Below are 24,670 nucleotides of genomic sequence, written 5' to 3'. Positions count from 1 at the left end.
ACTTTGGCGGGTGACTTTATTTCACGTCAGTGGTGTTTTTACCGCCTAATACATCACCTAAAGAACCGCCTAAACCAAGCAGGCTGGCTAATGCTCCTTTCTGGCTTTCATCGGCATTATTCAGGCTGGACAATAACTTGGCCATATTGATGTTTTTCAGGGTTTCGCTGGAATCGGAAGCCCCCGCCAATACGCCTTTTAAGTCGTCCATGATGTTGCGCTCGCCGTTTAATTGATCTTTAAACAGGGTTTGCATGGTTTCACTTTCACTGACCAGACCGTCGAGAGATTTACCCACAGTGATAGACTTCATAAACTGACGTAAGAACTCGCCGTCGCCGCCCATAATATTGATGTTGGCTTCGCCCAGGGCGGTGGCTAATACTTCCGCCTGTTTCTCGGCCAAATCGACACTGTTGCCCAGTTTCGCCAGGGTCAGCTCTCTTTCCTGGTTCAAACGCAGACCGAAGGTCTCAAAATCACGCGCCGATTCCGACATCGAGTTGAGTACATCCTGCTTCTCGCGCAGGCCTGTGGCTTCCGCCAGGCCTTTTTCTTCAATGCCTTTGGCTTCGGCGGTTAATCTCAGCTCCAGCGTTTTCGCTTCTGCTTCACCGTGTCTTTCCTGGGCATCCGCCTGAGCCAGAGTCACCTGGGCTTCTGCCAGACCTAACGATGCCGCTTCCGCCTGCTCACCTTCGGCGAGAATTTTCTTCGCTTCCGCCTGCTTGCTGGCGGCTTTTAATTCTGCTTCGGCTATGGTTTGCAGCTTACGCGCCTGGTGCTCTGCTGCCTGCTCTTCTGCCTTGGCGGCTTCGATATCTTTCACCAGGGCTTCTTCGGCTTCCGCCTTGGCCTTGATAACCTGCTCTTCTTTTAAACGGTTGGCTTCAGAAACCACGCGCAGATCTTTGATGTTCTCTTCTTCTTCCGCCACACTTTTCTCAACCGCAATACGTTCTTTTTGTACTTCGGCGATATTTTTACGTTCGATTTCCAGGGCTTTTTCTTTGTCTATGCGCAGCGTTTCTACCTCTTTTTCCCGGTCGATGGCTTCGATCTGACGGGCGCGTTTGACTTTTTCTTCTTCGATGGCAACCGCCCTGAGCTTGTTCTGCTCGGCGATTTCTGCTTCACGCAACTTGTTCTCTTCGGCTACGGCAATTACCTGCTCGGTGTCGATTCTCGCCTGTTCGGCCTTGCTGCGCTCTTCTTCCATGATTTTCGCGGTTTCTGCTTCTTCGCGGGCTTTGACCGTTGCTACTTCTCTTTGCTGTTTGGCTTCGGCGTCTGCCAGCTGGCGTTCCAGTTCCAGCGCTTTTTCTTTGGCGTCGATATCCTGGCGTTTGATGCGGATTTCTTCCTGACGCTTAAGGTCGTTGGTTTCTACACTTTGCTGGGCGGTAAGTTCGGTGATGCGGCGAATACCTTCGGCGTCCATGATGTTGTTGGGATCAAGATCCCGGATAGAAGTTTGCTCAAGAAAGTCGATGGCAACATCTTCCAACACATAACCGGATAAGTCCTGGCCGATCACTTCCTTGATTTTATCGCGGAAGCTGTTGCGCTGGGTAAAAAGCTCGGTAAAGTTTAATTGTTTACCTACGGTTTTCAGGGCTTCAGAGAACTTGGCTTCGAACAACTCCTGCAAGGTTTCCGGGTAGGAAGAGCGGTCGCAACCCACTTGTTTCGCCACCCGCAGTATGTCTTCCTTGGTTTCATTGACCCGGATATAAAAGGTGATGATGATATCGGCGCGGATATTATCCTGGCAGATCAAACCGGAGCGGCCTTTGCGCTCAAGCACCATACGTTTGGTGGAAATGTCCATGACTTCTTTTTTATGGATCACCGGGATCACCATGCCGCCGGTGGTGCTGACTTCCGGCTCGGCGCGTAATTTATTGATGATCAGCGCCTGACCCTGTTCAACCTTGTTATAAAACTTGGCGACCATGATCAGGAGTGAAAAGACGAATAATACGCCTATACCAATTGCTAAAAAAAGTGGTTCCAAAACCATAGGTTTTTCCTCTTATTAATATTGGCTGCCGGTGCGTAGAACGGCAGCGTAAGTTTTTAATCTTGTGTTTAAACGGGTATAAAAGTGTTAACTATCGCAAGTTAGCCTGAAAACGGTGCGACTATATAGGTATGGCTGTCCTGCTGATATTCGATCAGCAGGACCTTATCCCCCATGCTTAGCCGGTGCTGGGGATCACAACGGACATCAAGTAAAATTTCTGCGCCGTCGTTAAAAACTTTTGCCTGGCCGAAGGTTTCAGTGACCGAGCCTGTGGCGATAGTGGCGTCTTTACCCACCAGGTTGTTGCTGCTGGCGGTTTCCACGCTGTTGAACATGCCTTTTAACGGGCGGATCAAAATCGCGGTCACGGGTAATGACACTAAAAATACCACAAAACTTGCCGCTGTCGCCGCCAGGTAATAAAGCCAGCCGTCTGGCAGCCAGGTCAGCAGATAAAATTGCAGGTAAAAACTGATCAGCCAGCACACCAGGATAATAATGCTGATCACCAGGGTAAAAGGCACCCCGGTTAAGCCAAAGGTCAGCAGTAAACCGGTTAAGCCGCCAACGCTGGCATCAGCATCGACATCTGCGTCGATATCAACATCGACATCGCCGGAGAAATCTAAGTCGATCAGTCCGAGCATGCCCACCAGCCAGTAAATGACAACTACGGCTAATAATACAGTGTAGATAACAGTAGGAAACTGGCTGGCAACGGTAAAGACTTGCTGCATATTTTATCCTTAAATAGGTTATTGCTATTGCTTGATGATACTTGTTTTTATTGCTTATACGGGTTTCGAATGAACCGTCATCAATGACTGCGGCCGACATTATGTCAACCATGTTCTTGTTTGAACATTACGGCGGATTACCGCGCTTCATTTCGGAATGCTTAGCTAAATTAAGATGCGATTCTTTCTCTGTTTAGGGTAAGATAACAGGATATTAGGCATGTTATTATAGCTGTTGCTTGCAATTTTAACATACTATTAACCGTATGAAATAGATTATGGCGTTCAGGTCGTAAAAATACCCAAAGGATACTCAAATGATGAAATGCACAAGTTGTAATGCGGGGGAGTTAGTTCCCAGTTTTATTGACGGGCTGTTCAGGGCGCACACCTGTTCTAATTGCCAGGGTAACTGGATACTCATCGAAGATTATGTCGCCTGGAAAGAGCGTAATCCGGAATTTACCTTTGATGATAATGTTAATTATGAAGTGGAAGATACTAAAAAGGCTATTTTATGCCCGGTAACCGGCACAATCATGAGAAAATTTCGCCTTACCGCCAGTAATACCTATCGTATCGATTATAGTGCCGGGGTTGGTGGGGTTTGGTTAGACAGCGGTGAATGGGAACTGCTGAAAGAAGAAGGTTTGGCGGGCTCATTAAACGCAGTGTTAACCAGTCATTGGCAAAAAAACATACGTACTATCAGTACCAAAGATAACTTTTATGAAATTTATCTGGATAAGTTTGGCCAGGAAACTTATGAAAAAGTTAAAGAATTAAGAACTTGGTTAGAAAAACAACCTAATAAAGCTGATTTACGTGCATATCTGTTAGCGGAAGATCCCTATTCCGCGGAAAAATAAACCTTTCATCAAAGGTTCTTTACGCCCCGGTGAGCTTGTTTAAAAATATCGGCTCTCCTGGGCGAACTTCAAAGTCGCTTAACCGAGTGGGATCACTTCTTCAGCTTTAAAAAATGCCAGCTCACTACTAAGTTGGTTTTCCCTGCCTTGCTTTTGCTTCATCCGGGTGAGCACACGGTTAAAGCTGTCAGATACTTTCAGCGGCTGAAACAGTGGATGATTTTCAACTTTACTGACTTGGGTTAAACCTTGCTCTAGTGCTTGTACCAGGTAGCGGATAGCTTGTTGCTCCTGCTTTTGCCTGGCGTAGATCAGGGCTAAATCATAACTTAGACTGGCTTTATCCGAGCCTTCATAAAGGCTGTTTTTCAGGCTGGCCGTTAAGGCGGTGATTTCTTTTGTTGGCAATTTTGCGGCTGTCAGTAAAAACATCAAATGCACCCGGGGCAACACTTTGTTTTCCTGTTTAACTATTATCTCCTGATAGGTTTTATGGGCTAATTCTGTCTGGCCGTTATAAAAATAACTGTCCGCAAGGCCTTCGGATAATAATGCATGGTCCTGATAACGCTCTAGTGCGTCCTGGTAGGTTGTTATTGCCTCTTGATATTGCTTAGTGCTCAGTTGTGCCTGTCCTAAGTGATAGCTGGCCAGCAGGTAATCTGGCTGCAGGTCTATCGCTTTGTTAAACCAGGTTTTTGCCAATTGTTCGTGGCCTAGCTGGCCTAAGGTTTGGCCCGCATGCACCATAGTGACCACATGGCCGGGATTGATTGCCAGCGCTTTTTTATGCCAGTTGACGGCTTGTGCCAGTTTGCCCTGTTCGCTATAAATAAAGCCTAAATTTGACAGGGTTTCTAAATTGTCCGGGGCCAGTGACAAGGCTTTTAAATGGGCATTAATGCTTTTAGATAGCCAGCCGGAAACATAATAAGCGACACCGAGCGCCTTGTAGGCATCCGCTGAATTATTGTCGAAGGTGATGGCCTGGTAGGCATTGTCTATGGCTTTTATCTTATCACTTTCCTCGCCGTTAAATTGGAACAGTTGTTGGCTGTGTGCCTGGCTTAAGCCGGCATAAGCCAAGGAAAACGTAGGGTCTTTGGCCAGGGCTTTGTGGAAAAACTCTATGGCGATGCTGTTATCGATTTTACGGTAGCGCTGATAGTATGCTTTTCCTTTGAGGTAATAGTCATTGGCTATTTCTTTTGCCGTTAATACCTGAGGGGAATGATTGGTTTTCTTGGCAGTAAGCTGAACGGGATCTGCTTGCTGATTCGAATATAGCTGGGAATATAAAACCGTCACCAGGCTCAGGCCAATTATAAGGGTAAGCCCTAACCGGGATATTCTACGCCAGATGCCGGTCAGTTGCTGGTAGGTGATATTGGGAAAATGATCGTTGGCGGCCAAATCCACAATGGCCGCCGGGGCCTGGTTGATCACACATTCGCATTTTACCTTGGGACGCAACCGGTATCCTCGTCCGCGGATGGCTTCGATATATCTGGGGTTGCCGGCATCATCCCCGAGGGATTTGCGTAACAGTTTTACTCTTTGCTTTAAGGTTTCATCGCCAATGACCCGGTCGGGCCAGACTTTTTCCATTAACTCTTGTTGGCTTAATAAAGCCGGGGACGATTCCACCAGGGAGACTAATAGATCGTAGCTAAGTTTGGGCAGGTAAATTTCTTCGTCATTTCTTAATAGCCTGCCTTGCTGGATGTCCAGGATCAGATCCTCGAACAGATAGCGGGTTACCCTGGTTTTTTTCTCCCCCATACTTTTTAATCCTTTAGCCTCGGAAAGCTCATAATTACTGCTTTTTCACCAAACATCAAGCCTTGCATCCGGCCTTCACCAAAGCTTCACCCAAGTTTTTATCTCCTTTCACCTTCTCTTCAAGTCAGTGTTTCCTAAAGATTTATGCTTAATAACAGCTAAATAGTAGCCGTATCAAGGAAAAACGATGACAACACTAGATGCAACCGGACAAGAGGCGGAGCTTGCTAAGCAAAGCTGCCAATATGATGATTTATGGGGACATCCCAAACCTTTGTGGATGTTATTTATGGCGGAATTTTGGGAGCGTTTTGCCTTTTATGGTATTCGCTGGGCTTTGACCCTTTATATCGTCGCGCAATTTTTTAACGGCGATGCCAGCGGACAAACTTTTGCTTCGAATACTTATGGCGCCTACCTGGCCCTGGTGTACGGCAGCGCTATTTTTGGCGGTTATGTCGCCGATAAAATAATTGGCTCGCAACATGCTATTTTAACCGGGGCCTTGATTATGGCGGCCGGTTTATTCCTGCTGATGTTGCCGGATCAGACCTTTTTTATGCTCGGGCTGGCTACGGTTATTATCGGTAACGGGCTGTTTAAGCCGAATATCTCCAACCTGGTGGGCAAGATTTATCAACAGGGAGATCCGCGCCGTGACCGGGGATTCAGTATTTTTTATATGGGCATCAATGCCGGAGCCATGATCTCGCCGATCGTGACCCAGTACCTGGCCAGCACTTTAACCGATACCCCTATGATGGATAATTATAAAGTAGTGTTTGCCGCCGCCGGTATCGGTATGGTGATCAGTTATTGCTGGTTTTATCTGGGGCGACGTCAGCTAAAAGGCACGGGAGCGATAGCAAAAAGCCCCCGGCGCAGTAAAAACTTAGTTTATGTGATCACCGGGGCTGCCCTTTCGATAGTACCTGTGTACCTGCTGATGGCTTATGCCGGTGCCCAGGTGCTGGCCTGGATCTTATTTATCTTATTCGTTGGTCTGGCGGCCATGCTGATTAAAGGCGCGAAAAAGGAAGGAAAAGTTGCCCTGGACCGGGTGTTGGCCTGCCTGATCATGTGCGGTTTTAATGTTATCTTTTTTATGTTTTTTGAGCAGGCGGGCAGCTCTTTTACTTTTTTGGCGCAAAACCTGGTGGACAGGAGCCTGGGCGGCGGCTTTGAATTTAAGCTTGCCTGGTTCCAGTCGGTAAATGCCGTGGCTATTTTGCTGCTGGCGCCTTTGCTTTCCCTGATCTGGCTGAAAATGTCCAGACGCAACCTGGAACCTAATATTCCGCAGAAGTTTGCTTTGGGTCTGCTGGGGACGGGAGCCGGTTTCTTGGTGTTGGTGTTTGCTCTGGAAAATCTGCTGGATGTTAATCGGCTTATTCCGTTATGGCCGCTGGCGGCCTGTTATGTGCTGCATACGGTGGGAGAATTATGTTTATCGCCGATCGGTTTGTCTATGGTCAGCAAGCTGGTGCCGGCTTCCATGGCGGGCCTGGCTTTTGGCGGCTGGTTTTTAAGCACCGCCATCGGCAATAATTTCTCCGGCATTTTAGCCGGCAGTATCAGCGGCGAAACCGGTATGACGGTGGCTTCTGCCATCAGCGGCTTTGATTTCAGCTTTTGGCTGCTGACCGGCGGCGGGTTATTGCTCTTTATCCTTGCCCCGCTCATTAACAAATTAATGCACGGGGTAAAATAATAAAGCCCCAAGGTTAAGGATAAGCTGCAGCCTGAGTTTAACCCCGGGTTAAATCCTGCGTTAATAGTTGCTGCAGTTCTGTCAGGGAAGCCACCTGATAATGGGGGTCTATGCCCTCGGGTTTATTCTGGTTATGGCGGTTAAGCCAGCAGGTGTCGATCCCGGCATTAAGGCCGCCGAGAATATCGGAATGAGGGTTATCCCCTACCATAAGTACTTGCTCTTTTACCGGGTTATCCATCAGCTCGAAGGCATGTTCAAAAATGGCGACATCCGGTTTGGCCGTACCTACCTGTTCGGAGATGATTAACGGATAAAAAGTATCTTTTAGCCCGGTGCGCTCCAGACGGATGCTTTGCAGTTCGGTAAAACCATTGGTGATGATACCCATGTTGACTCTACCTTCCAGCGCCTGGATTAATTCCCGGGCGCCGGGCAGCAGGGAGCAGATATCCGCCATGGCATTAAGAAATTCGCTGTTGAGGGTTTGCGTGCTGACATCGAGTTTTTCCGCCCAGCCCTGGAAGCGGATGTTTTGCACCTGATGGGCGGTTTTCTTCCCGTCCTGGTAATCATCCCATAGCGGCTTATTGACGGTTTGATAATGGTGAAAGTCATCCCGGGAAAAATCAATATCAAAACGGGAAAACATCAGTTTTAGGCCCTGGTAGGCATCGAAATGAAACAGGGTTTCATCGGCGTCAAAGAGTATCCATTGGTATTTCATCTTAGTTACGGCTCGCTTTATCTGGATAACGGGGAAACCTGGCGGGAGGGCATATTAGCAGGGATCAACCTGCTGCGGATAGCAAAAAAGTAAATATTTCCAGGTAGGAAGGGGCAATTAATCCTGTTGCCGGCTGTTGATTAAAGGCACAAAGCGTACCGGCAGGATTTTGCGTTTGAAGATTTTTCCTTCATCATCTTTGGTGATCAGGGTCAGATACTGGGTTTCATAGAAACCGCCTACGGGAATGATCATAGTGCCGCCGGGTTTTAACTGCATTAGTAACTGCTCCGGGATTTCGCCGCCGGCAGTGACGATTATGCTGTCGAACGGCGCCTGCTCCGGCCAGCCGAGATAACCGTCTCCAGCACGTACATAAACGTTATTATATTCCAGCCGTGCCAGGGTCTTTTTCGCGGCTATTGCCAGTTCGGCAATGATCTCTATGGTATAAACCTGGTTAACCAGGCGGGATAATATCGCCGCCTGGTAGCCCGAGCCGGTGCCTATTTCCAATACCTTGTGCTCCGGCTGCGGGTCGATCAGCTCTGTCATGATGGCGACGATATAAGGTTGGGAAATCGTCTGGTTATGACCTATCGGCAGCGGACTGTTGATATAAGCCTGCTGGCGCATCAGAAAAGGCACGAATTCGTGTCTGGGCACGGTAAGCAAAGCCCGTATCACTTTGGCAGCTAACACCTCCCTGCCGGTATAGCTGGCGGTTTCGGCAACTTCATAAATAATGGTGTCTACCATTTGTTGCCTGTCTACTCGATAGAGATCGCTGGTGTCAGCCGGGGTTGCGATGATCAGTACTCCGATAAGTAAAATATTCACTTTCATGGGAAAGCTAAACATATGAAAGACGGCTTTAACGCAAGCTTTGTCTTTATTATAGGTTTTAAAAAGCCCGCTGTTAGCTGTTTAGGTGAAAAAATGCCCTGCCTCAATGCTGTTTGTTTTTTGTACCGGTATGCGCTTGACCCTAAGTGCTAACTGCATTTATAATTCCATTCGAATAATGTTCGAATGTAGTTCACTATAGGTGTAAATATGGCGCCCGCCCCTAAATTCAGCATGCAGGAACAAGAAAAAAGGATCCTGGATGCAGCAGAAAAAAGCATTGAAAACAGCTCGCTACTTGATTTTACTATGTCTGCCATTGCCAAGGGTGCCGGACTGTCCATGGGCTCGATCTATAAACATGTACAAAGTAAAGAAGATGTGCTGGTTGCCCTGGCAGCCAATATGTATGCCAATGAAGCGGCCATGTACCACACAGTGTTGACCTTGCCGCTGACAATACCGGAAAAGATCATTGCTACTAATCTTATCGACCGCAGCAAGGTACAAACCTACAGTTTTGAAGGCCAGCTGGATAACCTGGTGAGCAGTGCGGCGTTATTAAAGCGGGGCTCCCCCATGTGGCTTGATCGCATGAGAAACAACAGCAAAAAAATCGAACAGGAGTTTGATCTGCTTTTTTCGAATGCCGCCCAAAGCGGTGAGTTTATCAGCGGCATGGAAGCGGTAGAGGAAATCGGTTTGCTGCTGTGGTCGTTAACTGCGGGCTATTTCCAGCTGGTACGCCAGCACCAGAGTTTATTGCAGGGTGATAATGCCGCTGCCGGCGGGGCGATTGTGGCGATAGCACCGGATGCCCCCCATATTCGCGGCCTGAAAAGAATATTAAATGCCTATGAGTGGCAGCAACCCTTGACGCAGCAGGGAATAGAAAAGGCCTGCCGTTTGCTTGAAGACATTCGCTTCAGGTAACAAGTTTTAGCTAAGAAATTTTAAGTTTTTATCCGAGGTAGAAGAAATATGAATATTGGTCGCTGGGTTATTACCCTGGTTATCTTGCTGCTCGGCGCGGCAGGTATATTTGGTTATAAAGAGTCGCTGAACACGGCCCGGGCACAACAGGGACAAGGCATGCCGGAACCGTCGGCAACTGTGCTTGCCGAGCTTGTTCAAACAGTAAGTTATCAGGCAAGCACTAAGGTCAGCGGGGAAGTACAGGCTTATAAGCAGCTGGAGCTAAATAATGAACTGGCGGGTAAAATCAGCAAGCTTAACCTGGTCTCCGGCAGCCGGGTAGAGGCCGGTGATTTGTTGTTGGAGCTGGATCACAGCGAAGAAAGCGCCCGGGTGATCGGGGTAAAAGCGCGCCTGGAATTAAACCGCCACACCTACAAACGTTACCTGAGACTGCAAAAAAATAATGAAATCAGTGATGAACTGGTGGATCAGGCCAGGGCTGATGTTGAGATCGCGCAATCTGAATTAGCGGTATTGCAGGCCAATATTCGTAAGAAACAAATTAGTGCCCCTTTTACCGCCCATGTCGGTATTCATAACCTGGAAGTGGGGCAATATCTTGACAGCAACACCACGATCACTAAATTGATCGGAGTTTATGACTATACCTGGGTCGACTTTAGCTTGCCCCAGACTTATGGCGAATTAGTCCTGGGCACCCAAGTTGAAATCAGCACCATAGCCGATAACAGCCAGGTTTTTCAGGCGGAAATTGTTGCTGTCGATCCCCAACTGTCCAGCAGTTCAAGGCAACTGAAGTACCGGGCACAATTTGCCAAAGCTAGGGGTTTTTTAAAGCCTAATACTTTAGTGACTGTTGCAGCCCCGGTGGCAAAGGCCCGTGAGCTGGTGGCGGTTTCTGACCTTGCCATTACCCGGGATCACCTGGGGGAATATGTTTTTGTGCTAGAGGATGAAGGCAATAACAGCTACCGGGCCAAGCGCCAGAAAGTGGTGCTGGGGGATCGCCGCGGCGATCAGGTCATGGTAACAGACGGCCTGGCACCGGATACCCTTATCGCCACTAAGGGAGCATTTAAACTCAGGCCCGGCCTTAAGGTTTTCATCACAGATGAAAATGCTGAAACCAACGCCGCCGATACCGCTTCATAAGCCCCGGGAGATACTTTATGTTGCAAGTTAATCAGCCGGGGCAGGAAAAAACCTCGGTTATGGATATTTTTGTCCACCGTCCCGTGGTCGCTCTGGTGTTGTCAATTATTATTTGTCTGGCGGGCCTGTGGGCGGTGACTAAGATCCCGGTATTGCAGTTTCCTAAAATAGAAAGCTCTTCCCTGGTGATCAGCACTAACTATACCGGTGCTTCTGCCAGTGTGGTGCAGGGCTTTGTCAGTGAGCCGATAGAAAGGGTTGCCGCCAGCGTACCCGGGGTGGAATATGTCGACTCCGTCACTAACTCAGGCCACAGTACCGTGACCGCCTGGTTGAAACTCAATGAAAACAGCACCCATGCCCTGGCTGAGCTGAATGCAAGATTAAGCCAGATACGTTTCGAGTTGCCGCCGGGAGCGGAAGATCCCGTGGTGTCGGTGAGCCGTACCGACCGGCCGTTTGCGGTTTTCTATCTGAATGTCCATGCCAAAGATATCAGCCGCTCTGAGCTGACGGATTATCTTACCCGCCAGGTAAACCCTATTATCAACGGTATCGAAGGGGTGCAAAGAGTGGGTATCGAAGGGGGCAGGACCCCGGCGATGCGGGTGTGGCTCGATGCCGAGCGCCTGTCGGTGTTTAACCTCAGCGCCGAAGAAGTCTATAACGCCCTGGCGGCCAATAATACCATTGCCACCTTAGGTTACAGTGAAAACAACCGCCAGCGCATTGATATCATCGCCAACAGTCAGCTGTCGAAAGTCAGTGAATTTGAGCGCCTGGTGGTGAAAAAAATCGATAATGCGGTGGTTTATCTTAAAGACGTGGCCAAAGTGGAATTAGGGGCGGAAGAAGCCAGCGTTACCGCCCGTCTGGATAAAGAAGATACCGTGTATATTTCCGTATGGCCCCTGCCCGGCGCCAATGAAATTGCTATCGGCGATCGTTTGTACCAGGTGCTGGATGAAGTTAATGCCTCTTTGCCGTCGGGTATGATGATTGACTTTGCCTATGACGGCACCTTGTATATGCGTGATGCCTTAAAAGAAATCTTTTCCACCCTGACCGAAACCGTGGTGCTGGTGGGTCTGGTGGTACTGATGCTGATGGGCTCGTTCAGAAGCGCCCTGGTGCCTTTGGTCACTATTCCTATTTCTATTTTAGGGGCGGTAGCGGCGATGTCGGCGATGGGCTTTTCATTAAACCTGTTAACCGTACTGGCCATAGTATTATCCGTCGGTTTAGTGGTGGATGATGCCATCGTGGTGGTGGAAAATGTTGCCCGCTTTATGCGCCAGGGCATGTCACGGACCCGGGCGGCCCTGCTCAGCTCCCGCCAGTTGCTGGTGCCTATTATTGCCATGACCCTGACATTGGCCGCTGTTTATGCCCCGATAGGCTTTTTATCCGGTTTAACCGGGGTCTTGTTTAAGGAATTTGCCTTTACCCTGGCAATTGCGGTGATCATTTCCGGGGTGGTAGCGGTGACGCTGTCGCCGATCATGAGTGCTTATGTCTCTCCCAAAGGTGGGGAAGAAGGCTGGTTAACCGCCAAGGTTAACGGTATTTTTGAACGGGTGCAGGTGAAATACGCCGCCATACTGGCCCGGGCATTCCACTGGCAGGGACAGATTTTCCTGGTGGCCCTGGTGGTTTCCCTGATGGTGATCCCGTTTTACCTGTTTTCGGCGAAAGAGCTGGCGCCGATTGAAGATCAAAGCAGTATCAATGTCGTGGTACAGGCGCCGCCTGAGTCTTCCCTGAGCTATAATGTCGGCGAAATGCAGCAGGTGGTCTCAGATCTGCTTGAGGTGGAAGGCGGTACCCATATGTGGCAAATCGTACAGAATTCCGGTGGTTTTGGCGGACTGGAGCTGGTGCCCAGTGATGAGCGGGATTTCAGCCCGCAGCAAAAACTGCCGGAGGTTTACGGTCGCTTATCCGGTATTGCCGGTTTAGATTTATTGCCGATATTGCCGGGCTCTTTGCCGACCGCCGGCCAGTTTGAAATTGAGCTGGTGGGCGCCGCCTTCCAGAGCGGTAAATTTCTTTTTGCCGATACCGATCTGAAAATAGATTTGCCGCAAATCGAATTAAAACTGAACCGGGAAAAAATAGCCGATCTCGGCATGAATATTTCGACCGTAAGCGATCAGCTGGGTATCTTGCTCTCCAGTAATTATGTCAACCGCTTTGATGCCAACGGTAAGGCGTACCGGGTGATCCCCATTGTCGGCGATGAGGTGCGCAGCAAGCCTGAGAGTATCTTGAACCTGACCTTGAAATTACCCGGCGGTGAGCTGATCCCGGTATCTGCCATTGCCGAGCTGAAATGGCTGACCGGGCCGAGAAAATTAGGCACTTTCGGGCAACAAAAATCGTTCCGGATTTATGGCGGTGTCTTGCCCGGCACCACCAAGGAAGAGGCGCTGTCGACCCTGGAAGCGGCGGCAGCAGAAATCTTACCGCCTTCCTATAGCCTGGATTATGCCGGCGAATCGCGTCAGCTAAGAAAAGAAGGCAATACCTTGCTGGCGGTACTGGCGGTATCTTTGCTGATTGTCTACCTGGTGTTGGCGGTGCAGTTTAACAGTTTCCGCGATCCCCTGGTGGTGTTGCTCGGCTGCGTGCCGCTGGCCTTATCCGGCGCCTTGTTATTGCCTTATCTTGAGCTGACCACTATCAATATCTATTCCCAGATAGGTTTGATCACTTTGATCGGCCTGATTGCGAAAAACGGTATCCTGATCGTCGAATTTGCCAACCATATGCAGGAGCAGGGCATGGATAAACTGGCGGCGGTAACCGAAGCGGCCACCACCCGCTTGCGCCCTATCCTGATGACCACGGCGGCCACAGTCCTCGGGCACTTCCCGCTGGTATTGGTGAGCGGTGCAGGCGCCGAAGCCCGTAACAGTATCGGCATTATTTTGGTGGCGGGTATGTTGATAGGCACGATATTTACCTTATTCGTGCTACCGGCATTTTATTTATGGCTGGCGAAAAAGCGTGATAACACTCCGGTGGAAGCCGTGGCGTTAACGCCGGATATCGCAGCCTAGCCGGCTGTCAACAGCCAGCATTACCCGGCGCCGGTACCAAGCTGAGGTAATTGTTCCAGAACGGAAGACGACAGCCCAGCAGTGGACAGGGCTGTTGTCGCTACCTCTTTGTTATTGCTTGCGGTTATTTGGTTTACTCCGCTCCCTAAGACACTGTCTGTGATGCCATCAAGCAGCCCCCGATAATCAAAGTTAATCACGGTGTTGTTAATGGAGTTGCCTGTGATGCCCTCCAGGGTCAGGTCCGCCGCGGATACGGCGAGACCTACAGGTCCGCCATATAAAAAGCCGCCGGTTAATTTGGCGACAGCGCTCATATCCTGCTCGGTTACCTGTTGGTAAATGCCTGAGACCACAGGAATATGTTGCAGTATATTCACGGAATCAAAGGCATCGGTTAACTCCAGTCCGTTATCGCCAAAGGAAAACTCGCTGATAGTATCTACCAGTGAGGGCTCGCCATCGACCTGTGCGGTCTGTTCACTATCAGCTATTTGTTCCTGGTTTGTATCGGTTTCGCTGTTTTCTGCCTGCTTGGCTTTGCCGCTGAACAGGTTGGCCTGCAATGAAGACAAGAAAGCCCCCTGCAAGGCGTCTAACGAACTGGCAGAAGTAATATCTTTGCTGTCCAGGCCCTCGTCGGTGAAGTTCAGCCCCAGGGTCGCTAATATCTGCTGCTGAATATTGGTCGTGGCATCCGGTGATGTTGCTTTCTCTTTAGGTTTTTCAACCTCTTCAGGGAGAGCTGTGTTGCTTTCATCCTTTGCCGCTGCCGCAGCCGTTCTGGCGGCAACGCCGGCGGCAATTTTGGCAGCATGTTCGTCGTTATTGGCCATGGCGGGATCATTGGGGTCGGCGGGTGTTAAACGGGTCGTTGGCGGTGAAGCCGGTGTTTGCGGGTCTGTCAGCTGTGAATACAGCTTGCTAAAGCCCTGCCCCAGATCATTGAGGCCTCCCAATGCCCGATCCGCCACTTGCTCTAACTGGTTTAAGCCGCGATCAAACATGGATTGATTAACGGGGGCTGAAGCTTGCTGGTTGGGTATTTTCACTGTACCTCCCGGGCACTAAAAATATGTGCCTTGCTTGTCTAAGGGTATAGCAATATTGTTAATCATATCAGTGGCATGTCAACGAAGATTACACTCAGTTACAGCTTTGACACTTGTTTACCCGGTTATAACAAAAGGCTACAGAACCTAATCCAAACCGCTGCAATAATAAGATCAAACTCTGCCTGAGCTGAAACTTATGAAAAACCGGATTTTTATACTCGCCCTGTTAAACAGTTTGTTATTTGCCTGTAGCACTACCGGCGAACTGGATAAAGAGGTCATCAGTGACAGCCCCACCAATCCCAAGGTCAGTCAGCGCCCGGCGCAAAAGCAAAGCGATGAAGTGATGCCGGATGCGCCCGCCTACCGGCCGATAAGGGGCAGCCGGATAGAAGTGGTGCAACTGCCGACCGGATCTTTGTTTAATCCCCGCCGGGCGATAGGCCTGTACCAGCCCAGCAGTCATTACCAGGTGGGAGATATGATCCTGATCCGGCTGGAGGAGAAAACCACGGCGAAAAAATCGCTGGATTATAGAACCGATAAAAACGGTCATTTTGAATTGCAGCCGGTGACCTTTAATGCCGGCAATATCCAGGTGGGGGATAATGATTTAAGCGCCGAATTCGAGCAGGAAAATACCTTTGACAGCTCGGCGCAAACCAAGCAAAACAACTCCCTGACCGGCGATATTACCGTTTCTGTGCGTGAACTCCTACCCAACGGTAACCTGATTGTCAGCGGGGAAAAGTGGCTCACGTTAAATACCGGTGATGAATATATCCGTTTTTCCGGGCAAATCCGGGCCAGCGATATCGACAGTGATAATTCCATCAGCTCGGTTAAGGTCGGCAATGCCCGTATCGAATACAGCGGCAAGGGAGAGCAGCAGACTAATCAGGAAAAATCTCTGCTGGGTAAGTTATTCGGCATCCTGGAATAAGGAAACGGACTTATGTTGCCGGTGTTTATGCGATTGTTATCTCTTGTTATTCCCTTTATTTTCCCGTTTGCGGCAAGCGGACAGTGGTACCAGGGCAGCGCGCAAGTGGCCGTTACCGGCTTTGATTTTGATGAAGTCCGCACCACGGCAATCAAAAGGGCGATCACCAATGCCTCGTTCCAGGCCAGCAGTTATATCAATGCCGAGGAAATCGTACTTGACGGTTTATTGCAAAGCAGTAAATCCGCGATCCGCAGCGAAGGGCGGCTCAGGCGGGTGGAAATCCTCAGTGAAACGGTGCGTGATGATATGTTAACGGTGGAAGTGCGGGTGGACTTTGAACCTCAAATGGGCTGTAACGGCGATGAATATCGCAAAAGCCTGGTGATCGCCCAGATGCCTTTGCTGAATGCCGCACAAGGGGCTAACGGCGGCATGTTCAATATCGGCAGCCATGTCAGTAAAAGGTTTGAACAGCAGCTGCTGGCGCAGGAAAATGTTGCCATCGGCCAGTTGCTGAATCAGGCTTTTCTGCCCCATAACAGCATGCAGCAAATCGACTCTCGGGAAGCGGCGGAAACCGCCCGTTACCTGGCGGGAGAATATGCCAGCCAGTTTATCCTGTTTGGTTTTATCCGGGACATCAGTTTATTTGAGCAGGTAAAAGATCAGTTGCTCTTTGATGACGTTAAACTCAGGCGCAATTTTACCATGCAGATCTATCTGTTTGACGGTATCCGCGGCAGTATCCTGATGCAAAGGGAATATCACGGTGAAAGCGACTGGTTATTTGCTGCCCATGAAACCGTTGATACCTATAACAGCTTGTTCTGGCGCAGCGATTACGGGCGTATGATGCTCAATACCATTAACGGTGCGGTGACGGATATCGATGATGTTTTAAGATGTCAGCAAAGCCTGGCACAGGTGATCAGCAAGGGAGAGCATGAGCTGGTGATCAATATGGGCAACAAGCATGGTTTAAAGGCAAGGGATGAGTTCAGATTGATGAAATATCGGCTGCTGGTTGGCGCCAACGGACAAAGCCTGCCGTTATTGTCGGCCAATGAGCAGAGGTTCTTCACCGTTTCCCGGGTGGACAGCCAGAGTGCGGTGTTAACCAGCGCCAGTGCCAGTTTGCTTGAGAACAGCCATTTATTCGACTTTGTCAGCCCCAAACCTCAATAAAGCCTGAGGCTGGCGGTGAAAGGTTAAAAGCGCTTTTTCTGATATTGGGGGTAGAGCTCCATATAGTCGCACCAGGTACTGACATTCGAACCTGGCATTAACAGGTTAAAAGCGCTTTTTCTGATATTGGGGGTAGAGTTCCATATAGTCGCACCAGGTACTGAAATGACTGGAATTAAAGCGGGTATCTGTGGCCTTATACCACTTAGAGCTGTTGAGCGGCGGCAGGCGGAATTTTATCTTATAGCCGTTGATGGCGACATAACACAGCAGCTCTTCCCGGGTTTCATTGGTGATACGTACCCGTGCATAATCCTGGGTATTGCGGTCATGGACGATTTTTATCTTCGGCATGGCGTTAAGCTCAAAGGAAAGCAAGCATATTACGCACAGCCAGCAAATTACCGCCAGTGCCCGTGAAGTCGTTGTCAACATCTCTTGCCTCCTTTGTTATCCCCTGTCCTCAGTCTACCTTATTTTCTAACCTTTGGGTGATTTGTTGCGCCCAGTACAGGCTGATAATGATCAAGCCCCCGCCTACCGCCAGCCGGGTGATATCGGCATTTTCGTTAAAAAGCGTCAGGGCCAGCAAGACTGCCAGAGGGACATAGGCGTTATTCATAATGGCCAGCAAGGGGGCGGAAACCTGTCTGGCTCCCAGGTTCCACAGGAAAAATCCCAGGCCTGAAGCAATCAGCCCGAGATAAACCAGTACCGCCCATTGGCGCTGGCTGATCACTATGTCGCTGCCTATGGTTTGGGGCAGTGCCGCCAGTGCCGTTAACAGCATGGCCCCCAGGTACATGGAAGCCATATTGACCTTATGCGGGCTGTCTAAAGTCACAGAATAATGTTTATAAGCCACCTGGCCAAAGGCAAACGCCAGATTGGCCAGCTGTAAAATAGCAAACCCGGTGAGCACCTGCCCCGAGTCTGGCATTTTAAACACTATGATGGCGGTGGCTAAAATCGATAACAATACCGGTAACAGCAGCACGGCGTTGAAACGTTTTGTCAGCAGGGCATCGAACAGCATTACATATAACGGGGTGAAAATGGTAAAAACTGCCACCAGGTAGCCGGGTAAATACTGATAAGAGGCGATATAGGCGAGATACATCACGCCAAACTGTATGCTGCCCAGCAGCACCAGGCGAAGGTTAGGCCGATATTTTTTTGCCATTAATGCCAGCGGCATAAACAGGATAAAACAAAAGCCCAGGCGAATAAACGCTACCAGTGCCGGGGGGATGCCGGTGAGCTCTCCTTTGATTAAACCGAAAGAAAATGCCCAGAGCAGTGATACTGCAAATAATGCCAGCAAAGTATATTACCTTTTTATCTCTCCCTGTTCGCTAAAGCATTTAGCGCGGGGATATAAATTAATTTTGCCGGTTATTGTACTGAATTTCTTTAAAAACGAATGGGATTAATCAAAGAAATGCGGATTTTTTCCGGTTAATTTGAAAAAGACCATTGAAAGCGTCGGTCTATGTCGCCATTATAATCGGCAACATTATAAAAATATGCTGCAGTTGCAGCGATCAGAGAAAGAGATTTATTCATGGCTAAAATGGTTCCAGTAAGAAAAGAACAACATCAAAATTTAAAAGTGGCGGCAAAGCGTGATTTATCTCATGTTGCTAACCAGCATATCGTGCCGGTAAATGCGATTGAGTTTGCCCAGGCGGCGACCAGCTTCCCTGTTGTTATCGTAAAAGACCCTGATTCTAACCGTTTTCGCTCTGTCGCTATGTTAGGTTTGGAAACAGGCGAAAACCTGTATTACAACCAGGAAAAATGGAATGCGATCTTTGTTCCGCAAAGTATCGGCATGGTGCCTTTTGCCTTAGGTCTTGATCCGGAAAAAGAAAAAACCCTGACCGCTTGTATCGATATGGACAGCGCCTTCGTTGGTGAAGACAAAGAAAATGCCTTGTTTGATGACAAAGGTGAAGAAACTGAGTTCTTGAAAAAAATTCAGGAATCTCTGGGTCGTTTATATGACAATGAAGTGGCTTCTGAAAGATTCATCCAGGAACTGGTAGACAATGATCTGCTACAAGAGCTTGAACTGAACATGTCACTGGTTAGCGGCGAGAAGAAAAAGCTGGTAGGCATCTTCACGGTTCACGAGAAGAAATTACAAGAACTGAGCGATGAAAAAGTTATCGACTTCCACAAGCGTGGTTTATTCGTACCTTTACACGCCATGTTAGGTTCTATTGCCCAGGTTAACCGTTTGGTGCAATTACGTAACGAAAGCTCAGACAATAAAATCAACGGCATTCAGATCAGCCCGATTGCCGCTGAAGAAAAATAAATCTGACTTTTATCGTTAGTAATCGTTAAGAGGCGTTATTCAGGCGAATTTCGCCTCTTATTGACATCTTATATATACTAAAAAATATACATAAGCAGATATTCACGGCATAATAGTCTGATGGAACAGATAAAAAATGTTGATGCCATTCTGGCACAATTAAAAAACCGGGGACCCATGACTTCGGGCAGTTTAGCCGACATCCTGGATATGACCAGTATGGGCGCGCGACAGCATCTGTTACGCCTGGAAAAGCAAGAACTGGTTTCCTCCTTCTCCCAAAGAGCCGTGGTCGGCAGACCAAAAAAGTTATGGCAACTCACCGCCAAGGCCCATGCAAAATTCCCCGATCGCCATGCGGATTTAACCCTGCACCTGATTGATTCCGTGAAAGTCATCTATGGCGAAAGCGGTTTGGATAAGCTGATCAGCGCCAGGGAAGAGAAAATCATTGTCTTATATAAAGCCTTGCTGGATAAATGCGAAGACTTGGCCGGCAAAGTCGCGGCATTAGCCCATCAGCGCTGCGAAGAAGGTTATATGGCCACGGTGGAGTCAGTGAGTGACCATGAATTTCTTTTGATAGAAAACCACTGCCCTATCTGTAGTGCCGCCAAATCCTGCCAAAATTTTTGCCGTTCTGAGCTAGATATTTTTCAACACAGTTTTGGTGATAATTATCTGGTGGAACGCCAGGATTACCTGCTAAACGGTGACCGCCGCTGCAGCTACAAGATTACAAGTATTGCCCGCTAAAAACCAACAGTCGGTCAATCCTGTGCTAATTTAAAGTTATTACTTGTTTAAATCAGCTCGGGAATGAGGATGGTATGGCGGATTCGCGCAAGCTGCCCAAGGAATTAGCAGAACAAATACAAACGATAGCCGGTAGTGTTTATGTGCAGGTGGAAGAAGAGCTAACCACTTTGCTTGCCGGACAAGTCCCTCCCGAAATCAAAATAGAAGATATCAGCCGTGAGCAGTTGCTCCAGCATCCGGACTATCAGGCGCTGGAAACTCAAATATCATCTCTAAAGGAGCAAGTTGCATCATTAGAGGCAAAATATGATGGCTTGGCGGATAGCGACAGGAAAGCATCACTGGAGAAAAAGCTGGAGAAAAAGCTGGAGCAGCAAAAGCAAACCATAGCCAACCTTGAAGTCAGTGAAGGTAAACTCAGTAAAGACAATACAGCCAAGGCGGCTACTTTAGATATTCAGAATAAGCAAATCTCTTCCCTGCAGCAGGAATTAAACGAAACCGCCAGTGAACTGGAGCGGGTGAAATCAGATGCCAGGCAAGAGAGTGAATCTGCCAGGGCACAGCAAGAGGCTGGTCGGCAGCAACTCAGCGAATTAAGCGTAAACAACAAGCAGCTTAATGAACAGTTAAAACAGGCACAGGAAGTGTTGCAGCAAGCCAAGTCAGGTGCCACGCAGGAGTTGGAATCTGCCCGTGAACGGCAAGAGGCTCAGCAGCAACAAGTCGCCGAATTAAGCCAAATCAATCACATGCTGAATAAGCAATTAGCACAAACCCAAAGTGAACTGGATCTGGCCGTTTCAACGGCCGGGCAAGATCAGTTGTCGGCTGAAAAGCAGCAACAAGCACTGCAGCAAGAATTGTTTGAGTTAAGCAAAAATAACAACAAGATCACCGGAGATATACAGTTAAAAGAAGCTGAGCTGAAAAAGCTGCAAAGTGTCTTAACCAATAAAGATAGTGTGATTAAGCAGTTCACCGTTGAAGCCGAAGCCTTGCAAGCGGAAAAAAGGCAACAAGGTCAAATGATTGCCGAACGGGAAGAACAGCTCCTGCAACAGGCCGGGGAGTTTGAACAGACGCTAAAAAGCGCCGGGCAGCGCGAACAGGTTTTGCAGGAAAGTCTTGATAAAGCCGATGGCCGGCTGGGATCTCAGCAGCAAGAGTTAGCAGGATTGCGGAAAAAGCTGCAAAGTGAACAGGATAAATTGGCATTGCAGTTAAGTGACGGGCAAAGCAAGCAAGAGGAGTTGATAGCCAAACTTAAGCAAAGGGATGAGCAGGCAAGTCAATACCAACAGCAATGTGCTGAGCTTGAACAAAAAGTTTCCGGGCTGAACACTACCCTGAAAAAAGCCGAGCAAAGGCTGGAGAAAAACCGGGAAAAATTCCAGGCTGATGGCGATAAAGCCAGGGAAACCATTAAATACCTGAGGGATGAAAACTTTGAATTAAATTCCCGCCTGGAAACTGAGCTGGGGGAACTAGAAAGTAAATTGACGGAATATCGCTTACGTTTTGAATATGCGCAAAAGCAGCTGGAGAAAAATTAGCACTGTGGGCACTTAGCTGTAATTTTTGATATAATAGCCTAAATATCAATAAAAAAGTCTTATTCCTGTGGCCATTCACCTACCCTTATCCCGCTTAAGCCAGTGGCAGCAAGTTACCTTTTGTGCCGCCTTATTAGAGCGTATGTTACCTAATTACCAGATGTTTTCTCAGGCCGTTGATTTTGGCGATGCCAAGTTATTGCGCAATCAGCTGGATCTGTTGTGGCAATGGCTGGATAAAAGTAACCGCACTAAGATTAATTTTGAGGCGCAGCTGAATAAACTCGAAGCTGCCACTCCGAATCCCGAACATTTTGATACCTATGGCGTATTTCCCGCCTTAGATGTTTGTATGGCCCTGATGTCGATATTTCAGGGGATCCAGGATAAAAACAGTGCCGACTTTGCCAGTGTCGGCCGCCTGTCCGCCAACAGCGTTTATGGCTATGTTGAATTGCTGTTGGTTGAGGAACTAGTTGAAGAAAGCGGTGAGGAAAGTGATGAGGAGCTCACCGTAGACCCGGAGGCTTTGGAGCAACATCCGCTGGTACAATGGGAAGTGGCCACACAAAATGAATTGTTCGACTTCCTCAAAGATGCTCCTGAAAATAAAAAAACCTGTGAACAAGCCAAACAGCTGGTGATGGAAGAAGGCTTGTCCAATTTAGGTATTGAAGTTTAGGTTGCCAGACCTGGCAATAAGCCTGGCGCAGCATCCTTCATTTACTCAGGACAATAACGGTATAGCCGGTAACTTACCTGCCCTGCGGTTTTTTCTTTTAACAGCTGCCAGTTTGCCGGCAGCTGTTGGCTGCTGTTTTGTTCGGTTTCCACATAAATAATGGCATTGTCTGCCAGGCATCCTGCATTTAATAAAGCCGCCGCTTGCTCGGCGAATTGCTTATTAAAAGGCGGGTCGAGAAAAACCAAATCAAATAATGCTTCATCCCCTTTTTTGCGGGCAGCTGCTAACTCACGTAAATAACCCAGGCTGTCGGTATGCACTATCTGCATGTTTTCCGCTTTTAACAGCTGTTGATTTTGCCTTAGCTGATTTGCCGCTGCTTTATTAAGTTCGAGCAGGGTAACCTGCTCGGCCCCACGGGATAAGGCTTCAAAGCCTAAACTGCCGGAGCCGGCAAAGCAGTCGAGACAAACACTTTGCTGTATATAAGGCATCAGCCAGTTAAATACCGTTTCTTTTACCCTGTCTGTGGTCGGTCTCAGGCCTTCTGCCAGGATCACGGGTAATTTTCTGCCCCTGTGCCTGCCGGCGATGATGCGAATATTGCCTTTGGCTGCTGTTTGTTTGTTTTTTTGCGGTCGTTTATTCATCTTGATGGCAGCTTTTGTTTTTCGTATTGATTTATGATGCTATTATACCGGCAATTTTATCCTTGTTTGATGCGTGAATACTAATAGTATTGATACGCCATGATTGAATTTATTCTATATGTCTAAGAAAAAAGGTTTATTTTCCTGGTTAGGTTTAGGTGGCCAGAAGAAAGAAAAGCAAAATGAAGCAGAGCTTGAAGCGGAAAAATTAGCCGCAGAAAAAGCCGAAGCAGAGCGCCTTGTTGCAGAGCAGGCGGAAGCGGACAGGTTAACGGCAGAAAAAGCCGAAGCAGAGCGCCTTGCCGCTGAGCAGGCGGAAGCGGACAGGTTAACGGCAGAAAAAGCCGAAGCAGAGCGACTTGCCGCTGAGCAGGCGGAAGCGGACAGGTTAACGGCAGAAAAAGCCGAAGCAGAGCGCCTTGCCGCTGAGCAGGCGGAAGCGGACAGGTTAGCGGCAGAAAAAGCCGAAACAGAGCGACTTGCCGCTGAGCAGGCGGAAGCGGACAGGTTAGCGGCAGAAAAAGCCGAAGCAGAGCGCCTTGCCGCTGAGCAGGCGGAAGCGGACAGGTTAGCGGCAGAAAAAGCCGAAACAGAGCGACTTGCCGCAGAGCAGGCGGAAGCGGACAGGTTAGCGGCGGAAAAAGCCGAAGCAGAGCGACTTGCCGCTGAGCAGGCGGAAACCGAAAAGGGCAAACCTAAAAAAGCCGGTTTTTTCACCCGATTAAAGCAAAGTTTGACCAAGACCCGGCAAAACCTGGGTGGCGGGATCTTTGATTTATTCCGCGGCAAAAAGATCGATGATGAATTATTTGAAGAATTGGAAACTCATTTGTTACTGGCGGATGTCGGGGTTGATACCACCACTAAAATTATCGATTCCCTGACCGAGTCCGCCAGCCGCAGTCAGCTAAAAGATGCGGAAGCGCTTTATGACCTGCTCAAGCAGGAGCTGAAAAAAGTGATTGAGCCGGTGAATCAGCCGCTGGAAATTCCAGATACTGAAGGTCCTTATGTGATCCTGATGGTGGGGGTCAACGGTGTCGGTAAAACCACCACCATAGGTAAACTGGCGAAACAGTTCCAGGCCCAGGGTAAGTCGGTGATGCTGGCTGCCGGTGATACCTTCCGCGCTGCGGCGGTGGAGCAGCTGCAGGTTTGGGGTGAGCGTAACGATATCCCTGTGATTGCCCAGCATACAGGCGCAGACAGTGCCTCGGTAATCTTTGATGCCATCAGTGCTGCCAAGGCCCGTGGTGCGGATATCTTGATCGCCGATACCGCAGGTCGCTTACAAAATAAAAATCACCTGATGGAAGAATTGAAAAAAGTGGTGCGGGTCATGAAAAAACAAGATGTTGCCGCGCCCCATGAAGTGATGCTGACCCTGGATGCCGGTACCGGTCAAAATGCCTTAAGTCAGGCATCATTGTTTGATCAGGCGGTCGGCTTAACCGGTTTAACCCTGACCAAACTTGACGGCACCGCCAAAGGCGGGGTTGTTTTCGCCATCGCCGATAAGTTTGCCATGCCCATACGTTATCTTGGCGTCGGGGAAGGTATAGATGATTTACGGCCTTTTAACGGCGATGACTTTATCGATGCGCTTTTTGAAAAATAAGGCCGGGCATAGCTGCACGACAATAACGGTGTGCTTATAGCC

The 24,670-nt window shown here is 48.8% G+C and carries 21 protein-coding genes; 12 read left to right on the top strand and 9 right to left on the bottom strand.

Annotated features, from left to right (window positions below; translation table 11 throughout):
* Window positions 1–16: 16 nt before the first annotated feature.
* Window positions 17–2,023, bottom strand: a complete 2,007-nt coding sequence (locus SG35_RS28230; RefSeq protein ID WP_044834414.1) for a flotillin family protein — start codon at window positions 2,021–2,023, stop codon at window positions 17–19.
* A gap of 101 nt (window positions 2,024–2,124) precedes the next feature.
* Window positions 2,125–2,763, bottom strand: a complete 639-nt coding sequence (locus SG35_RS28225) for an OB-fold-containig protein (RefSeq protein WP_044834413.1) — start codon at window positions 2,761–2,763, stop codon at window positions 2,125–2,127.
* A gap of 317 nt (window positions 2,764–3,080) precedes the next feature.
* Between SG35_RS28225 and SG35_RS28220 the strand changes: the two genes are divergently transcribed.
* Window positions 3,081–3,632: a zf-TFIIB domain-containing protein gene (locus SG35_RS28220; RefSeq protein ID WP_236702646.1), complete on the top strand. Its 552-nt coding sequence runs from the start codon at window positions 3,081–3,083 to the stop codon at window positions 3,630–3,632.
* Window positions 3,633–3,710: 78 nt separating this feature from the next.
* On the opposite strand, the gene SG35_RS28215 is transcribed toward SG35_RS28220, so the two are convergent.
* Window positions 3,711–5,414, bottom strand: a complete 1,704-nt coding sequence (locus SG35_RS28215; RefSeq protein WP_044834412.1) for a tetratricopeptide repeat protein — start codon at window positions 5,412–5,414, stop codon at window positions 3,711–3,713.
* 187 nt (window positions 5,415–5,601) lie between these two features.
* On the opposite strand from SG35_RS28215, the gene SG35_RS28210 reads away from it, so the two are divergent.
* Window positions 5,602–7,125: a peptide MFS transporter gene (locus tag SG35_RS28210; RefSeq protein WP_044834411.1), complete on the top strand. Its 1,524-nt coding sequence runs from the start codon at window positions 5,602–5,604 to the stop codon at window positions 7,123–7,125.
* 37 nt (window positions 7,126–7,162) lie between these two features.
* Here the strand turns inward: SG35_RS28210 and yjjG are convergent, their stop codons facing one another.
* Both yjjG and SG35_RS28200 read right to left on the bottom strand, forming a co-directional pair.
* Entirely contained in the window at window positions 7,163–7,852 is a 690-nt protein-coding gene (gene yjjG / locus SG35_RS28205) for a pyrimidine 5'-nucleotidase (RefSeq protein ID WP_044834410.1), read from the bottom strand.
* A gap of 117 nt (window positions 7,853–7,969) precedes the next feature.
* Complete coding sequence (locus SG35_RS28200) at window positions 7,970–8,698, bottom strand: protein-L-isoaspartate(D-aspartate) O-methyltransferase (protein WP_084692879.1); 729 nt, start codon at window positions 8,696–8,698, stop codon at window positions 7,970–7,972.
* 210 nt (window positions 8,699–8,908) lie between these two features.
* Here SG35_RS28200 and SG35_RS28195 point away from each other — a divergent pair, with 210 nt between their 5' ends.
* The 3 genes from SG35_RS28195 to SG35_RS28185 are packed head-to-tail and all read left to right on the top strand — an operon-like array spanning window position 8,909 to window position 13,851.
* Window positions 8,909–9,631: a TetR/AcrR family transcriptional regulator gene (locus tag SG35_RS28195; RefSeq protein ID WP_044834409.1), complete on the top strand. Its 723-nt coding sequence runs from the start codon at window positions 8,909–8,911 to the stop codon at window positions 9,629–9,631.
* 48 nt (window positions 9,632–9,679) lie between these two features.
* Window positions 9,680–10,789 carry an efflux RND transporter periplasmic adaptor subunit gene (locus SG35_RS28190; RefSeq protein WP_044834408.1) on the top strand — a complete coding sequence of 370 codons (1,110 nt, stop codon included), beginning with the start codon at window positions 9,680–9,682 and terminating at the stop codon, window positions 10,787–10,789.
* Between the two features lie 17 nt (window positions 10,790–10,806).
* Entirely contained in the window at window positions 10,807–13,851 is a 3,045-nt protein-coding gene (locus tag SG35_RS28185) for an efflux RND transporter permease subunit (protein ID WP_044834407.1), read from the top strand.
* Window positions 13,852–13,871: 20 nt separating this feature from the next.
* On the opposite strand, the gene SG35_RS28180 is transcribed toward SG35_RS28185, so the two are convergent.
* Entirely contained in the window at window positions 13,872–14,903 is a 1,032-nt protein-coding gene (locus SG35_RS28180) for a hypothetical protein (protein ID WP_152646712.1), read from the bottom strand.
* A 199-nt stretch (window positions 14,904–15,102) separates the two neighbouring features.
* On the opposite strand from SG35_RS28180, the gene SG35_RS28175 reads away from it, so the two are divergent.
* Complete coding sequence (locus SG35_RS28175; protein WP_044834406.1) at window positions 15,103–15,849, top strand: flagellar basal body L-ring protein FlgH; 747 nt, start codon at window positions 15,103–15,105, stop codon at window positions 15,847–15,849.
* 12 nt (window positions 15,850–15,861) lie between these two features.
* Window positions 15,862–17,037 carry a flagellar assembly protein T N-terminal domain-containing protein gene (locus tag SG35_RS28170; RefSeq protein WP_053043235.1) on the top strand — a complete coding sequence of 392 codons (1,176 nt, stop codon included), beginning with the start codon at window positions 15,862–15,864 and terminating at the stop codon, window positions 17,035–17,037.
* 105 nt (window positions 17,038–17,142) lie between these two features.
* Here SG35_RS28170 and SG35_RS28165 read toward each other — a convergent pair whose 3' ends face one another.
* Window positions 17,143–17,472, bottom strand: a complete 330-nt coding sequence (locus SG35_RS28165) for a hypothetical protein (protein WP_236702645.1) — start codon at window positions 17,470–17,472, stop codon at window positions 17,143–17,145.
* 28 nt (window positions 17,473–17,500) lie between these two features.
* Window positions 17,501–18,361: an EamA family transporter gene (locus tag SG35_RS28160; RefSeq protein WP_044834405.1), complete on the bottom strand. Its 861-nt coding sequence runs from the start codon at window positions 18,359–18,361 to the stop codon at window positions 17,501–17,503.
* A gap of 240 nt (window positions 18,362–18,601) precedes the next feature.
* Between SG35_RS28160 and SG35_RS28155 the strand changes: the two genes are divergently transcribed.
* The 4 genes from SG35_RS28155 to SG35_RS28140 all read left to right on the top strand — a co-directional run bounded on the left by SG35_RS28155 (window position 18,602) and on the right by SG35_RS28140 (window position 22,357).
* Complete coding sequence (locus tag SG35_RS28155; RefSeq protein ID WP_044834404.1) at window positions 18,602–19,360, top strand: SapC family protein; 759 nt, start codon at window positions 18,602–18,604, stop codon at window positions 19,358–19,360.
* Between the two features lie 120 nt (window positions 19,361–19,480).
* Window positions 19,481–20,116: a helix-turn-helix transcriptional regulator gene (locus SG35_RS28150; RefSeq protein ID WP_044834403.1), complete on the top strand. Its 636-nt coding sequence runs from the start codon at window positions 19,481–19,483 to the stop codon at window positions 20,114–20,116.
* A gap of 74 nt (window positions 20,117–20,190) precedes the next feature.
* A complete protein-coding gene (locus SG35_RS28145) occupies window positions 20,191–21,675 on the top strand; it encodes a coiled-coil domain-containing protein (protein WP_044834402.1) in 1,485 nt (494 codons plus the stop codon).
* Window positions 21,676–21,742: 67 nt separating this feature from the next.
* Window positions 21,743–22,357, top strand: a complete 615-nt coding sequence (locus tag SG35_RS28140; RefSeq protein ID WP_044834401.1) for a YjaG family protein — start codon at window positions 21,743–21,745, stop codon at window positions 22,355–22,357.
* Between the two features lie 41 nt (window positions 22,358–22,398).
* Here the strand turns inward: SG35_RS28140 and rsmD are convergent, their stop codons facing one another.
* A complete protein-coding gene (gene rsmD / locus SG35_RS28135) occupies window positions 22,399–23,010 on the bottom strand; it encodes a 16S rRNA (guanine(966)-N(2))-methyltransferase RsmD (RefSeq protein WP_044834400.1) in 612 nt (203 codons plus the stop codon).
* A gap of 118 nt (window positions 23,011–23,128) precedes the next feature.
* Here rsmD and ftsY point away from each other — a divergent pair, with 118 nt between their 5' ends.
* Complete coding sequence (gene ftsY, locus SG35_RS28130) at window positions 23,129–24,628, top strand: signal recognition particle-docking protein FtsY (protein WP_274055302.1); 1,500 nt, start codon at window positions 23,129–23,131, stop codon at window positions 24,626–24,628.
* The last annotated feature ends 42 nt before the right edge of the window (window positions 24,629–24,670 follow it).

The organism is Thalassomonas actiniarum (assembly GCF_000948975.2).
Taxonomy (GTDB): Bacteria; Pseudomonadota; Gammaproteobacteria; order Enterobacterales; family Alteromonadaceae; genus Thalassomonas; species Thalassomonas actiniarum.
This window is presented reverse-complemented; position numbering and strand designations above follow the sequence as displayed.

Bases quoted from the DNA above. Each gene is read 5' to 3' on its own strand.
- SG35_RS28195 (WP_044834409.1), top strand. From the start codon at position 8,909: ATGGCGCCCGCCCCTAAATTCAGCATGCAGGAACAAGAAAAAAGGATC.
- SG35_RS28175 (WP_044834406.1), top strand. From the start codon at position 15,103: ATGAAAAACCGGATTTTTATACTCGCCCTGTTAAACAGTTTGTTATTT.
- rsmD (WP_044834400.1), bottom strand. From the start codon at position 23,010: ATGAATAAACGACCGCAAAAAAACAAACAAACAGCAGCCAAAGGCAAT.
- SG35_RS28210 (WP_044834411.1), top strand. From the start codon at position 5,602: ATGACAACACTAGATGCAACCGGACAAGAGGCGGAGCTTGCTAAGCAA.
- SG35_RS28220 (WP_236702646.1), top strand. From the start codon at position 3,081: ATGATGAAATGCACAAGTTGTAATGCGGGGGAGTTAGTTCCCAGTTTT.
- SG35_RS28230 (WP_044834414.1), bottom strand. From the start codon at position 2,023: ATGGTTTTGGAACCACTTTTTTTAGCAATTGGTATAGGCGTATTATTC.
- SG35_RS28225 (WP_044834413.1), bottom strand. From the start codon at position 2,763: ATGCAGCAAGTCTTTACCGTTGCCAGCCAGTTTCCTACTGTTATCTAC.
- SG35_RS28185 (WP_044834407.1), top strand. From the start codon at position 10,807: ATGTTGCAAGTTAATCAGCCGGGGCAGGAAAAAACCTCGGTTATGGAT.
- SG35_RS28165 (WP_236702645.1), bottom strand. From the start codon at position 17,472: ATGTTGACAACGACTTCACGGGCACTGGCGGTAATTTGCTGGCTGTGC.
- SG35_RS28215 (WP_044834412.1), bottom strand. From the start codon at position 5,414: ATGGGGGAGAAAAAAACCAGGGTAACCCGCTATCTGTTCGAGGATCTG.
- SG35_RS28155 (WP_044834404.1), top strand. From the start codon at position 18,602: ATGGCTAAAATGGTTCCAGTAAGAAAAGAACAACATCAAAATTTAAAA.
- yjjG (WP_044834410.1), bottom strand. From the start codon at position 7,852: ATGAAATACCAATGGATACTCTTTGACGCCGATGAAACCCTGTTTCAT.
- SG35_RS28190 (WP_044834408.1), top strand. From the start codon at position 9,680: ATGAATATTGGTCGCTGGGTTATTACCCTGGTTATCTTGCTGCTCGGC.
- ftsY (WP_274055302.1), top strand. From the start codon at position 23,129: ATGTCTAAGAAAAAAGGTTTATTTTCCTGGTTAGGTTTAGGTGGCCAG.
- SG35_RS28145 (WP_044834402.1), top strand. From the start codon at position 20,191: ATGGCGGATTCGCGCAAGCTGCCCAAGGAATTAGCAGAACAAATACAA.
- SG35_RS28150 (WP_044834403.1), top strand. From the start codon at position 19,481: ATGGAACAGATAAAAAATGTTGATGCCATTCTGGCACAATTAAAAAAC.
- SG35_RS28170 (WP_053043235.1), top strand. From the start codon at position 15,862: ATGTTGCCGGTGTTTATGCGATTGTTATCTCTTGTTATTCCCTTTATT.
- SG35_RS28200 (WP_084692879.1), bottom strand. From the start codon at position 8,698: ATGAAAGTGAATATTTTACTTATCGGAGTACTGATCATCGCAACCCCG.